The 13995-nt window shown below is 62.4% G+C and carries 11 protein-coding genes; 7 read left to right on the top strand and 4 right to left on the bottom strand.

The genetic code is table 11. From position 1 onward, the window contains the following. Window positions 1-96: 96 nt before the first annotated feature. Together BBD46_RS16030 and BBD46_RS16025 are read left to right on the top strand one after the other, a co-directional pair. Window positions 97-342, top strand: a complete 246-nt coding sequence (locus tag BBD46_RS16030; protein ID WP_071402691.1) for an AbrB/MazE/SpoVT family DNA-binding domain-containing protein — start codon at window positions 97-99, stop codon at window positions 340-342. After that, a complete protein-coding gene (locus tag BBD46_RS16025) occupies window positions 343-777 on the top strand; it encodes a PIN domain-containing protein (protein WP_071402690.1) in 435 nt (144 codons plus the stop codon). 81 nt (window positions 778-858) lie between these two features. Here BBD46_RS16025 and BBD46_RS16020 read toward each other — a convergent pair whose 3' ends face one another. Both BBD46_RS16020 and BBD46_RS16015 read right to left on the bottom strand, forming a co-directional pair. Then, complete coding sequence (locus tag BBD46_RS16020) at window positions 859-2931, bottom strand: AMP-binding protein (protein WP_071402722.1); 2073 nt, start codon at window positions 2929-2931, stop codon at window positions 859-861. 14 nt (window positions 2932-2945) lie between these two features. After that, window positions 2946-3803 (bottom strand): SDR family NAD(P)-dependent oxidoreductase, encoded by an 858-nt coding sequence (locus tag BBD46_RS16015; protein WP_071402689.1) that lies wholly within the window; start codon window positions 3801-3803, stop codon window positions 2946-2948. A 148-nt stretch (window positions 3804-3951) separates the two neighbouring features. On the opposite strand from BBD46_RS16015, the gene BBD46_RS16010 reads away from it, so the two are divergent. The 4 genes from BBD46_RS16010 to BBD46_RS15995 all read left to right on the top strand — a co-directional run bounded on the left by BBD46_RS16010 (window position 3952) and on the right by BBD46_RS15995 (window position 10095). Further along, window positions 3952-4665, top strand: a complete 714-nt coding sequence (locus BBD46_RS16010) for a helix-turn-helix domain-containing protein (RefSeq protein WP_071402688.1) — start codon at window positions 3952-3954, stop codon at window positions 4663-4665. Between the two features lie 92 nt (window positions 4666-4757). Beyond that, complete coding sequence (locus tag BBD46_RS16005) at window positions 4758-5075, top strand: DUF7518 family protein (protein WP_071402687.1); 318 nt, start codon at window positions 4758-4760, stop codon at window positions 5073-5075. 144 nt (window positions 5076-5219) lie between these two features. Further along, a complete protein-coding gene (gene smc, locus BBD46_RS16000) occupies window positions 5220-8789 on the top strand; it encodes a chromosome segregation protein SMC (RefSeq protein ID WP_071402686.1) in 3570 nt (1189 codons plus the stop codon). Beyond that, on the top strand, window positions 8782-10095 hold the full coding sequence (locus BBD46_RS15995) for a segregation and condensation protein A (protein ID WP_084777783.1): 1314 nt from the start codon (window positions 8782-8784) through the stop codon (window positions 10093-10095). Before smc ends, BBD46_RS15995 begins: the two co-directional genes overlap by 8 nt. Window positions 10096-10165: 70 nt before the next feature. Here the strand turns inward: BBD46_RS15995 and BBD46_RS15990 are convergent, their stop codons facing one another. Both BBD46_RS15990 and mtnP read right to left on the bottom strand, forming a co-directional pair. Beyond that, a complete protein-coding gene (locus tag BBD46_RS15990) occupies window positions 10166-11161 on the bottom strand; it encodes a hypothetical protein (RefSeq protein ID WP_171908223.1) in 996 nt (331 codons plus the stop codon). 305 nt (window positions 11162-11466) lie between these two features. After that, the gene (gene mtnP, locus BBD46_RS15985) at window positions 11467-12330 is read right to left on the bottom strand and encodes an S-methyl-5'-thioadenosine phosphorylase (protein WP_071402684.1); all 864 of its coding nucleotides are present in this window, start codon (window positions 12328-12330) and stop codon (window positions 11467-11469) included. A 162-nt stretch (window positions 12331-12492) separates the two neighbouring features. On the opposite strand from mtnP, the gene BBD46_RS15980 reads away from it, so the two are divergent. Further along, window positions 12493-13956 carry an MATE family efflux transporter gene (locus BBD46_RS15980; protein ID WP_071402683.1) on the top strand — a complete coding sequence of 488 codons (1464 nt, stop codon included), beginning with the start codon at window positions 12493-12495 and terminating at the stop codon, window positions 13954-13956. Window positions 13957-13995 lie beyond the last annotated feature (39 nt).

Below are 13995 nucleotides of genomic sequence, written 5' to 3'. Positions count from 1 at the left end.
CGATTCGGCCCGGTGGGGGTAAAGCGTAACGGGACGCGCTCGCCCCGGTAGTGTACCACCACACTATATTTGTTCCTGCATCGACTTGTGATACCTATGAGTACGGATCGAGTCGATGCGGAGAGCAAAGTCTCCGGAAACCAGGCGAACATTCCCGCCCAGATCCGTCGCCAACTCGATATCGACGACGGGGATCAGCTTCGATGGAGCGTCGAGGACGATGGAACGGTCCGAGTCGAGGTCGTCCACCGTGAAGGTGGCTCGTTCGCCGACTTCGCAGGCTATGACGGTAACGAGAAAACGGATGCGGCAGCCGATCACGACGCGTGGGGACTCGAGTAAATGCCACGCGCCGTCGTTGACACATCGGTATTATTCGCTGCGAGTTATCGTCGAGATGCGAGCTACGAAGAGGCATTGCCGATTCTTCAGGGAATCGACGACCAGTCCCTCCCGGAAGCCGTGGTTCTCGACTACGTGCTCGCCGAGACACTCAACGGACTCACGACACACGCTGGTCACGATGCAGCCGTCGATTTTCTCGACCGGGTCGAAGAAAACGCGCGGTTCCACATCGACACGCTCCGGCCGGACGAGCGAGCGACCGCCAAATCTGTCTTCCGAACCGACGACGCACTCTCGTTCGTCGACTCCTGTCTCGTCGCGTATCTGGAATCGAACGAACTCGAGTACCTGTACGCGTTTGACGATGATTTCGACCGGATCGACGAGATTGCCCGGCTCACAACGCCGACGAACCCGTACGACCCTCGGTGAGTAGCGAACGGGTATGATTCTCGGTGAGTAGCGAACGGGTATGATTCTCGGTGAGTAGCGGGCGAGTACGATCCTCGCTGATTAGCGAGCGGACTCGAGTTCCTCGAGTGCGCCGGGATTCTCGATGCTGCTCATGTCACCCAGATCCTCGCCGGTGTAGGTCGCCTCGATGGCGCGGCGAATGATCTTGCCCGACTGGGTCTTCGGGAACTCGTCGACGAACAGGATTTCGCGCGGACGGAACGGCTTACCGAGTTCCTCGCCGACCTGTCCCCGGAGCTCTTCGCGGAGGTCGTCGGTCTCGTCGACGCTGTCCTCGAGGATGACGTAGGTGACGACCGCGGTGCCGGTGGTGTCGTCCGGCGCGCCGATGGCGGCGGCCTGGTTGACCGCGTCGTGGTCGATGAGCGCGCCCTCGACTTCGGCGGGGCCGACCTTGCGGCCGGCAACGTTCAGCGCGTCGTCGGCGCGGCCGTGGAGGAACCAGAAGCCGTCCTCGTCTTGCTGGGCCCAGTCGCCGTGGTCCCACATGGGCGGGTCCTCGAACGTCGACCAGTACTCGTTCAGGTAGCGCTCGTCGCCCGACCAGAGCGACTTGGTCATGGAGGGGCAGGAGTCGCGGGCGACGAGGAAGCCGCGTTCGTGGTCGTCTGTGACGGACTCGCCCGACGAGTCGACGATGTCGATATCCATTCCGATCCCCGGCCCGCCGAGCGTGCAGGGCTTCAGGGGTTCCGTGGGCATCGGCATCAGGAAGCAGCCACAGATTTCGGTGCCGCCGGAAATATTGATGATCGGACACTTTCCACCGCCGACGTTCTCGTAGAACCAGCGCCAGGACTCGGGGTCCCAGGGCTCGCCCGTCGAACCGAGGATGCGAAGCGAGGAGAGGTCGTGACCCTCGAGCCACCCATCTCCGTGCTTTCGCAGTGCGCGGATTGCGGTCGGCGAGATGCCGAACTGGGTGAGCTTGTGCCGGTCGATCATCTCCCAGAAGCGGTCCGGTTCGGGGTGGTCCGGCGCGCCCTCGTACATGAAGACAGTACCGCCGAAGGTGTGAGTCCCGATGAGGGTCCACGGCCCCATCATCCAGCCGATGTCCGAGACCCAGAAGAACCGGTCTGCCGGCTTGAGATCCATCCCGAAGTAAACCTCCTTGGCACACTGCACCTGCACGCCAGCGTGGGTGTGAACGATACCCTTCGGCTTGCCGGTGGTGCCCGAGGAGTACAGCAGCATGGACTCCTGACTCGAGGGAACCGATTTCGTCTCGTAGTCGTCGGACCGCGTTTCGACGGCGTCGGCCCACCACTGGTCGCGCTCGTCGTCCCACGGAATCTCGTGCTCACCGGTGTCGTCGCTCGCACCGAGGCGGTCGAAGACGATGGTGTCCTCGACGTAGCCCGCCTCCTCGATGGCGTCGTCTGCTGCGCCCTTGAGGTAAACCGGATCGCCGCGGCGGTAGAAGCCGTCACCCGTGAAGAGAACGGAGCACTCCGAATCCGCGATGCGGGTCGCCGCGGCGTCGACGCCGAAGCCCGAGAAGATCGGGACCGCGATCGCACCGACCTTGAAACAGCCGTAGAGGATCGAGACGACCTCCGGCACCATCGGCATGTAGAGCCCGACCGTATCGCCGGTCTCGATGCCGCGCTGTTCCAGGGCGTTCGCGACCTGGTTCGACTGGCGGCGGAGTTCGTGGTACGTAACCTCCCGCACGTTGCCGTCCTCGCCTTCCCAGATGGTCGCGACCTTGTTTCGGCGCTCCTCGTCGACAGCGGCGTGGCGATCGACCACGTTGTGTGCCACGTTGAGTTCACCGCCCGGGTACCAGTCGGTGAACTGCGGCCCGCCGCGGCTCACGGTTTCACCGGCCGCGTTTTCTGCGGCGCGTTGGGTCCCGCTGTCGTCTCGAACGGTGTCGTACGCTTCGTAGAACTCGATATCCAGGTAGTCGACGATCTCGTCCCAGAACCAGTCGACGCCGCTGTCTGGCTCTCCTGCAATATCGGTCGTCGTCCGCTCGATCAGCTCCTCGTACCCTCCGATCCCGTAAGTCTGCATGAACTCGGCGACGTTCGTCTCGTCGACGAACTCCTGGCTGGGTTCGTGGACGATTTCGTCGACGTCGTCGAGGCTCGTGTTCGCTGTCATGGTGATCGTGACTCTCACTCGTACGTTAGCGTCATGCCCCCATCAAACAACAGGTCGCCGCCGTCCAGATGCCGGCCAAGTTTCGAAAAGCCGAGCAGAAAGAGATTGCCGACGTCGATCGGGGTCATCATCTCCGTGACGCGGGATTGGCCGAGCATCACGTCCTGAATTACCTCGTCGGCCGAGATGCCCCGCTGCTCGGCCGTGTCCTCGAGTTGGTCCATCACGAGCGGCGTCTGGACGTACCCGGTGCTGATCGAGAACGAGCGAACGTCTCCCGCACCTTCGGCAGCGATCGACTGCGTGAGGCCGCGCAGTCCGAATTTCGAGATGTTGTACCCAACCTTGTCGCTCGTGACGTAGTGGCCGTGGACCGATGCCATGTTCCCCACACAGCCACCGCCGCTCGCGGTGTTACGGAAGTGAGGAAGGCACAGTTTCGAGAGATACAGCGGTGCTCGAAGCATCACCCGATGCATGCGGTCGTAGGCATCCATCGGAAAGTCCTCGATCGCATCGATATGTTGCATTCCGGCGACGTTCGCGAGGTACTTGATGTCACCGTGGGTTGCGGCCGTCTCGACGATTCGTTCGATGTCGTCGTCGACCGTGAGGTCACCGACGATTGGCTCGATATCTCCCTGCAGATCGAGTTCGTTGCGTCGGGCGACCGTTTCTGCGAGTGCGTCCTCATCGATGTCTGTCGCCGCGACTGTCAACCCATTCCCGGCAGCAGCGAGTGCGGTTGCACGACCGATTCCAGAGCCCGCTCCGGTAACGAGACAGACGTTCCGTCCAGTGAACGATTCGTCGTCGATCGTATGGATGTTCGAACGCGTTACCGACGGTGGCGTGACCTGTTGCTGTGACATAGCCGTATACGATACAACTACGCCTAGATAACGCTAAACACAGGCGTTAACATATCAACAGAACACACGGCTGGTTTATCCCAACAATGGATGTGTGGATATATTGTAATAACTATTAATACACTCGTTTGGTTGTGTGTACCTAGCAATGATCGATCTCGATATCGACATGCGGCAGTACGATTGCCCGTTCATCGACACGACCGATGACGTCGATATCGCCTTCTCGGCCGTCCAGTGGCAACTCGACACCGACGACGAAAAACTCGAGACGCGACTCATCGCGAGAGCGGATTCGGTGGGTGCACTCGAGAACGGATTGCACACGCTCCGCGATCATTCGAACATGACCGACTGTTACGTCCTCTCGAAGCGGGGGAACGTCGCCCAGATCGGCACGACCATCGAAGAGACGAACGCGATGCGGACGATCCAGCGAAACGGCGGCTACATCACCGGTCCGTTCCAGATCGAAAACGGCCGCGAACACTGGCGCGTCGGATTCGACAGTGACGAGGACGAAGACCACACGCTCGCCGAACTCGAGCGACACAACGAGTTCAACGTCGAGGACCGAGACCAGTTCGGGCCGACGGCACTGTTCGATCTTCTCGATAACTCGAGTAGTGCGATGCGATTGCTCGAGGGCTGTCGGTCACTGACCGAGACTGAACGCGAGACGTTCCGGATCGCGTCACAGAACGGGTACTACGAGACCCCGCGCGAGACGACGCTCGGCGAACTTGCCGACCACTTCGACATCTCGAAGACGGCGGTCTCGATGAATCTACGCCGGAGTGAACGGAAGATTCTGCAGGGGGCGCTTTCCGTGTTGGACGATATCGACGACGAGTCGTTCTGACGGCGATGACGGCGGGTGACAGCCCACAATATGCCAAGCCGTGAATATGTGTCTGACGTACGTTTATGTGTCAGGCAACGGGCCTAGATGGTATGTCGAACAATCGCGTCGAGCAGCTCGAATCGACGGTCGCCGAACTCGAGTCGACCGTAGAGGGACTGACCGACGAACTCATCGAAGCCAAAGAGCGAATTCGCGTTCTCGAGGCCGAACTCGATACGGAGACGCCGACGCGCGTTCCCGAGCGCCGCCAGAACGAGACGGGAACGACCGACATCGAGGGAACCCCGGAAGCCGCACCCGAAGAGGTCGAAGAGGCGACGGCAGACGCCGACACCGACGCCGCGGAGGACGCCCAGTCCGGTGACGAAGCGGAAGACTCAGGTAGCGACGATATTATTGTCGCATAACTGCACGGCGTACGGCGTCTCGCAAGCGGGGAACGGTGACGAACGGCGGCCGCTCGCCGGCCGACTCGTCCGCATACTCGTCTCCCAACCCACACGGTAGTCCCCGATTGCGAGTCCCGACGGCACGGAGGGCTCGGACAACAAATGTATATCAAGGCAGTCGTTCTGGACAAGTTCAAGAGCTTCGGTCGAAAAACGAAGATTCCGTTCTACGAGGATTTTACGGTCGTCACCGGGCCGAACGGCTCGGGCAAGTCGAACATCATCGACGCCGTCCTCTTCGCGCTCGGACTGGCACGGACCCGCGGCATCCGCGCGGAGAAACTCACTGATCTCATCTACAACCCCGGCCACGAGGACGGCTCGGACTCTGCCGGGCCACGCGAGGCCATCGTCGAGGTCATCCTCGACAACTCCGACGAGACGCTCTCCCGCTCGCAGGTCGTCAACGCCGCGGGTAGCGAGGATGTCGGCGACGTCGACGAAATCCGGATCCGTCGCCGCGTCAAGGAAACAGAGGACAACTACTACTCCTACTACTACCTGAACGACCGCGCGGTCAATCTCTCCGACATTCAGGATCTGCTCGCACAGGCCGGCGTCACCCCAGAGGGGTACAACGTCGTCATGCAGGGCGACGTGACCGAAATCATCAACATGACGCCCCACGCACGCCGGCAAATCATCGACGAAATCGCCGGCGTCGCCGAGTTCGACGCGAAGAAGGAGGACGCCTTCGAGGAACTCGAGGTCGTCGAGGAGCGCATCGACGAGGCCGAACTGCGCATCGAGGAGAAACGCGACCGTCTCGACCAGCTCGCAGACGAGCGCCGCCAGGCCATGCGCTACCGACGGCTCCGCCGCGAGAAGGAGGAGTACGAGGGCTACAAGAAGGCCAGCGAACTCGAAGAGAAGCGCGCCGAACTCGAGTCGGCTGAAGATTCTGTCGACGACCTCGAGTCCGATCTCGAAGACCTGCAGCGTGAACTCGACGAGCGCCAGGGGAAAGTCGTCCGGCTGCAGGAGGACTTAGAGGACCTCAACGCCGAAATCGAGCGCAAGGGCGAGGACGAACAGCTCCGGATCAAGAGCGAAATCGAGGAGATCAAAGGCGAGATTTCCCGGCTCGAGGACAAGATCGAAGCCAGCGAGGAACAGATCGAAGACGCCGAATCCACGCGACGCGAGGCGTTCGTCCAGATCGACCGCAAGCAAGAGACCATCGAGGAACTCGAGGACGAAATGCGCGAGCACAAACTCGAGAAGGCCTCGATCAAAACCGAAATCCAGGAGCGAAAGACGAAGCGCGACGAACTCGAGGCCGAAATCGACGCCGTCGACACCGAGTTCGACGAGCTCAAGGCTGATCTCGCGGACCGAAAGAGCGACCTCGAGGAGGCAAAAACCGAGAAGAACGACCGCCAGCGCGAGCAAGACCGCCTGCTCGACGAGGCTCGTCGCCGCTCGAACGCGATCAGCGAGAAAGAGACCACGATCGAGGAACGACGCGAGGAACTGCCGGAACTCGAGAACAGACGCAGCGATCTCGAGCGGGAACTCGAGAAGGCCGAGAAGAATCGCGCGAACATCTCGGAGGTCGTCGACGATCTCAAGGCTGAGAAGCGTCGCACGCAGTCCGAGATGGACGAACTGGATGACAAAATCCAGGCCAAACAGCAGGAGTACGCCGAACTCGAGGCCAACGCGGGCGAGAGCGGCGACTCCTCGTTCGGTCGCGCGGTGACGACGATCCTGAATTCGGGGATCAATGGCGTCCACGGGGCGGTAGCCCAGCTCGGAAACGTCTCCGGCGAGTACGCTGTGGCCTGTGAGACGGCCGCCGGCGGTCGGCTCGCGAACGTCGTCGTCGTTGACGACGTGGTCGGCCAGCAGTGTATCGAGCACCTGAAGTCCAGAAACGCGGGTCGGGCGACCTTCCTGCCGCTGACGGACATGAGCCAGCGTCGGCTCCCGAACGCGCCGACCGATCCGGGCGTCGTCGACTTCGCGTACAACCTGGTCGACTTCGACGACCAGTTCGCCGGCGTCTTCTCGTACGTCCTCGGTGACACCCTCGTCGTGGAGGACATCGAAACTGCCCGGTCGTACATGGGTGACTACCGGATGGTCACCCTCGACGGCGACCTGGTCGAAAAGAGCGGCGCGATGACCGGCGGCTCCCGAAAGGGCTCGCGCTACTCGTTCACCGGCGGCGGCGAAGGCCAACTCGAGCGCGTCGCCAAGCAGATCACGGATCTGCAAGAAGAGCGCGACTCCCTCCGCGAGGACCTGCGCAGCGTCGAAGAGCGTCTCGACGACGCCCGCGACCGCAAGACCGACGCCGCAGACGAGGTGCGCTCGATCGAGAGCGAACTCGAGTCCCTCGACGAGAAACGAGACTCGATCGAGGACGAGATCGAGACGCTCGAGCACGAACTCGAGGAACTCCGCGAGGAACGCGAGTCGGTCGACGAGCGGATGAACGAAATCGCCGCCGAGATTGACGAGAAAACACAGGAGATCGAGGCCATCGAGGCCGACATCGACGAGCTCGAAACCGAGCTCGCAGATTCGAAGATTCCGGAACTCACCGCCGAGATCGAGGAACTCGAGGGTGAGATCGACGACCGCGAGGACACAATCGCGGAGCTCGACGGGAAGCTCAACGAACTCGGACTCGAGAAGGAGTACGCAGAAGATGCAATCGAAGACCTCCACGACGACATCGAAACGGCCCAGAACCGGAAGGCCGAGCACGAAGACCGGATTTCGGAGCACGAGGACGCAATCGCCGAGAAGCGCGAGACACTCGAGGCGAAACACGAGGCCGTCGAGGAGCTCGAGGCGGAACTCACCGAGTTGAAGGGCGAACGCAGCGACCTCAAGGAGGAACTCTCCGAGGCGCGTACGAACCGTGACCAGCAACAGGATCGCGTCAACGCCGTCGAGAGCAAACTCGAGGACAAACGCGAGCGCGTCACCAGTCTCGAGTGGGAGATCGAGAGCCTCGAAGCGGAGGTCGGCGACTACGACCCCGAGGACGTGCCCGATCACGAGACCGTCCTCGAGATGATCGAGCTCTTGCAGGCCGACATGGAGGCGATGGAGCCGGTCAACATGCTCGCGATCGACGAGTACGACGAGGTCCGCAGCGATCTGGACGAACTCGAGGAGGGTCGCGCGACACTTGTCGAGGAGGCGGAGGGCATTCGCGACCGGATCGAGCAGTACGAGACCCAGAAGAAACAGACGTTTATGGACGCCTACACGGCGATCTCCTCGCACTTCACGGAGATTTTCGAGCAGCTTTCGGAGGGGACCGGCACGCTTCACCTCGAAGACGAGGACGACCCGTTCGAGGGCGGGCTGACGATGAAGGCACAGCCGGGCGACAAACCGATTCAGCGCCTGGATGCGATGTCCGGTGGCGAGAAGTCCCTGACCGCGCTGGCGTTCATTTTCGCGATCCAGCGACACAATCCGGCACCGTTCTACGCGTTGGACGAGGTCGACGCCTTCCTCGACGCGGTCAACGCCGAGCGGATCGGCGAGATGGTCGAGGAACTGGCCGAGCAGGCCCAGTTCGTCGTCGTCTCACACCGCTCGGCGATGCTCGATCGCTCCCAGCGCGCGATCGGGGTGACGATGCAGGACGACAACGTGAGTGCCGTGACGGGGATCGATTTGAGTGAGGGGGTGCCGGCTGATGACTAGGGAGGGGCCCGAGGAACCGAAGGTGACGCAGGGGTCCTCCCAAAAACCGAGCGGGGAGCGAAGCGACCCGCGAGAGAGCGAGGAACTCCGTTCCTCGAATATGCGAGTAACGAGGGACGCAGAGCGCCCCTCGAACCATGCGAGCGGGCCATCGGCCCGCGAGCAGACGGGGAGCGAAGCGACCCGCGAGCAGGGTGAGGGGCCCGAGGAGCCAACGGCGACGCAGGGGCCCTCCAAAAGTGCGAGCGGCGACGCCGCGAGCAGGGAGTCGCTACGCGACTCCGAACAATCGAGCGGGGAACTCCGCACCGACGGCGGCGACGACATCCCCCTCCAGATCGCCGGCCACGAAGACCGAGAACCTCCGGGAACGTCCGACGACAACCAGGACGACGAGGGAACGGTACTCGAGTTCGCCGAGTCCGCATCGTCGTCTGAACCCTCATCTGCGATGGAGGAGGGGATTGACGACGGAGATGATGGGGATGAAGACGAGGTCGAACCCGTCGAACTCCTCGTTCAGCTCGCCGAAGACGGCGAAATCGACCCCTGGGACATCGATGTCGTCCGGGTGACGGACAAGTTCCTGTCGGCGCTCGATGACGCCGACCTGCGAACTTCCGGCCGGGCACTGTTCTACGCGAGCGTCTTGCTTCGGATGAAGAGTGACGAGTTGTTCGCCACGGACGAACCCGAAGAGGAGGAGCTGCCGCCGTGGGAAGCGCCGTTCGCAGACGAGGGGCCGATGGGCGGCGGTGGCGGCGCGCCCGACGAGGACGGCGCACCCGGGTTCGACCCTGTCGAGGGGCTCGAAGCCGAGATGGAGCGTCGACTCGAGCGCAAGCACGTCCGCGGAAAGCCGGAGACGCTCGACGAACTGGTTCGGGAACTCCGCAGCGCAGAGCGTGGCACCTGGTGGAAGGAGTCTCGCAGCTACGATACGAGCGACTCGCCGCGGGGCTACGACCGCGGGATGCAGGAGCTGAGCTACCACTCGGGCGACGACTTCCGGGTCGATGACGAGCCGACGAGCGACGACGTGACACATACGACCCACGAGGAGGATATCGAGACGGTGATCGACGACGTCGAGGCCGTACTCGAGGAACACTACGAGAACGGACGCGACGAGGTGCTGTACGCCGAGATCGACAACGAAGGTGGTTCGCGCGTGATGACCTACCTTGCGTTGCTCTTTTTGGCCCACCGCGGCCGCGTCGTACTCGATCAGGATGAGTTATTTGGCGACCTCTGGATTCAGGAGCCGACAGTTACGGCGGACGCGGAAGAAGTGGTTGCGGACTGATTTGGTGGTTGCTGGTCAGCGGTTGGAGGGTGGCAGTCAGTACGCAGGAGCGAACCGCCGTTCGGTTCGATCAGCTGTCGGCAGACCCACCCTCGTCGTCCCCTTCAGGCAGGTAGTGTTCTCGGTGGACGACCGTCTCTTCGCCGTCCTGGGCGATTCTGACCACGATCTGATCGCCATCTGGGTGGTAGCCGATCGTCGCCCAGGCACCCGACCAGGTATCGCCAAACTCGATATGACTGCCCTCGATCGTGGAGTCGGCTCGAACGGCGTCGGCCTCGAGACCGGGCTCGTCCGTGAAGACGACGCGCGCCAGTTCGACATCAGCGAAGAGGTCGTCTTGATCCTCATCGGTCGCTCCGGTCTGGCCCTCCTGTTCGTACTCCCAGTCAATCTCTGCGATGACATCCTGTTCGTCGTCGATGATTTCCTCCTCGAAGAGTTCGGTGGGATCCTCGGGCGTATCGTCTTCGGCCCCCATATAGAGGATCCGCCACTCGTCGCCCTCGGGGACGAGTGCCCAGACCACGGTCCCGAGCTCCTCTTCGAACGTGTGTGAGACGCCGGCACCAGTGTCTTCGCCGTCTTCAGCGCCCGCGCCGCCGTCGCCATCGAGCGTCTCAGCCTCGGCGTCGAGCCACTCCTCGTCGGCCCGAACGAGCGCGATATCCTCGCCGTTGAGTTCCGTCTCCAGATCGGATTCCTGGAACCAGAACGCGGCGTCCTCGAGTTCGAGCACGTCGTCGACGGTTCCGTCTGCGGTCACGAGTTCACCCTCGAACGGGGACGGCACTTCGCCGTCGCCGCCCTGATACTCCCAGTCCTCTTCCTCCCACTGGGCCGGATTCAGCGGGTTCAGGCTGTGCATCACGTCGTCGATCGCTTCGAGGTCGCCCTCCGCAGAGGCCTCGAAGTAGGTGTCCAGCACGGCGAACAGTTCGTCCTCGAGTTCCTCCTGTTGAGAGTCGTCACCCTCTCCGCTTGTGTCGTCTCCGTTGTCGGTATCGTCGTCATCGGCTCCGTTCTCGTCCTCGCTCGACTCCTGTCCGTCGAGGCAGCCAGCCATGGCGACTATTGTGGCTGTTGTGCCACCGTACAGAACCGACCGTCGGGAGCGAAGCGTGGAGGGGGTCGTTCGATCGTCGCTACCACACGGGGACTGTGTCGGGCGTTGCGACATAGTTAGTATTCCAACGGAATCCGACTTCAGTATTTATCAACGACCATTTACAGTTACGAGGATTGCATTACTATCGAGAGTATCGAGAGTATCATAACCACAGCGATCGGATTACGAGATCGTCAGCTCTGCTCCGATCACCCTGCAAGAGCGCCGTTCACAACAGCCGATCCCGAAACCGGCAGAGGAAATCACTTCTCTAAATACTCGCCGACCAGCAGGTCGACCCGCTCGCGCGTCTCCTCCGGGATCGCCTCCGTCGGCGTATTGATCGTTCCCTCGAGTGCACTCCAGGCGTCGCTCTCGAAATCCTCGGGCATCGTCCGAATCGCCGCTTCGATCACCGCATTGATCGACTCATGGTTCGCCGCGGCGTTCTCGAGTACCTCCTCGAGTGTGACCTCACTGTCCTGCTTCCAGACGTCGTAGTCGGTGATGCCTGCGATGGTCGCGTAGCTCAGTTCGGCCTCGCGGGCGAGTTTGGCCTCTGGAATCGTCGTCATGCCGACGACGTCCCAGCCCTGGTCGCGGTAGAACTCGCTCTCGGCGCGCGTCGAGTATTGTGGACCCTCGATGCAGACGTAGGTGCCGCCCTGTTCGGTTTTCGTTTCCGCGTCGGTCGCCGCCTCGGCCGCGGACGCGAGGTGGTCGACCATCGCGGGACAGTACGGTTCGGCAAAGCCCATGTGGACGACGATGCCGTCACCGAAGAACGTCGGTGAGCGGTGTTTCGTCCGGTCGAACGTCTGATCCGGAACGACGAGGGTCTGTGGCGGCAGGTCCTCGCGCAGGCTCCCGACCGCGTTCGTCGAGATGACGCGATCGACGCCGACTGATTTGAGTGCGTAGATGTTCGCGCGGTACTGCGCGTCCGTCGGCGTGTGCTGGTGATCCTCGCCGTGGCGCGGCAGGAACGCGACCTCGTTGCCGGCGAGTTCACCGAGCGTCACGTCTTCGCTCGGCTCGCCGTAGGGTGTCGAAACTGATTCAGTGCGAGTATTCTCGAGTGGCAGTGCCTCGTAGATGCCGCTGCCGCCGATGACGCCGATGGTCATGCTGGCACGTGGACGGCGAGTCACTGTAAACGATCCGGGTCTCTCGGACCACTGTCAACGGTCTGGGTCTCCAGATGCATTCCTTGCGCATGCGCGGACAAGTACGCAGTACGATACCATATCTCCCAAGTGGTCAAGTACGATGAACGACTGTGATCCGGTATGTCTTCCAGCGAGAACTCGGACAGCGGCTCTCTCACTGAGGGAGAGCTGATCGGTCCGATGTTCAAGCTGGCCTGGCCGCTCGTCGTCATCCAGTTGCTGCAGGTCGCCTACAACGTGGGCGACACGATCTGGCTCGGCGCACTCTCAGGCGACGCGGTCGGTGCGGTGAGCCTTGCGTTCCCGCTGTTGTTCCTCCTGATCGCAGTCGGCAGCGGCTTTACGACGGCCGGTGCGATCTTGATCGCCCAGCACACGGGTGCGGATAGTGACGAGGGCGGCATCATCGCTGGCCAGACACTGTCGTTCATCTCGCTTGTCGCCGTCGGACTCGGAATTCTCGGCTACTTCCTCACCGTCCCGATGCTCGAGGCACTGCCCTCGGACCCGCAGACCGACGAGGCGATCATCCCGCTCGCGGCAGAGTACCTCCAGATCTTCTTCCTGGGGCTGCCGTTCGTGTTCGGTTTCTTCGTCTTCGTCGCGCTCATGCGAGGCTACGGCAACACGCGCGCGCCGATGCGAGTGATGTTTATCAGCGTCATCATCAACCTCGCAATCGACCCGCTGCTCATCTTCGGCGTCGGCCCACTCCCTCGCCTCGAAGTCGCCGGTGCGGCCGTCGCGACCGTCATCTCCCGCGGCGTCGCCACGGCTATCGGCTTCTACCTGCTGTACTACACCGACGTCGGCCCCGAAATCGAGGCTGCTCATATCCGGCCCCGACTCGAGTACGTCCGAGAAATCACGCGCCTCGGCGTCCCGACGGCGCTGGAGCAGTCGATGACGGCGATGGCGCTGGTCGCGATGACGGCGATCGTCGTGACGTTCCCGCCGGAGGTCGTCGCGGCGTACGGCCTCGGGAACCGGCTGGTCTCGCTGGCGTTCCTGCCGGCGCTCGGGATGGGGCAGGCGACGGACTCGATCGTCGGGCAGAATCTGGGCGCGGGGATGGCGGATCGCGCAGAACGAGCCGTCGGCATAGCTGCGGGTGTGGTCGGCTCGATCATGTTCGTCACGGCACTGGTTGCGTTTCTGTTCCCGGAGCCGTTCGTTTCGGTGTTCCTGCTGGCGGAGGAAGAGGGACGCGCGACGATTATCGACTATGGCGTGACCTACCTGCAGTTCTCCGCGGTCGCGTTCGTCTTCATGGGCGTCATGCAAGTCGTCCAGGGGGCGTTCCGCGGCGCGGGGAACACGAAGACGGCGCTCGCGTTCGCCGTTCTCGGCCTGTGGCTCGTCCGGGTGCCCGTGACGTACTATCTGGCCTTCGTTGCCGGCTGGGGGCCGACCGGGATCTGGGCGGGTGTCGTCACCGGAGATATCGTGGGCGCTATCGCGGCGACCGCGTGGTTCACCCGCGGAACGTGGAAGGAGTCGATCGTCGACGAGGAAGGTGAAGACGAGCCCACCGAGTCACGAGAGTCGCCAGCGCCGGAAGAAGGGGAGCCGACCCTCGATTGAGCCCTCATTTTGATTGGGTCACTCTCACAAACTCAAAGA

The organism is Natrialba sp. SSL1 (genome assembly GCF_001861355.1).
Classification (GTDB): Archaea; Halobacteriota; Halobacteria; order Halobacteriales; family Natrialbaceae; genus Natrialba.
This window is presented reverse-complemented; position numbering and strand designations above follow the sequence as displayed.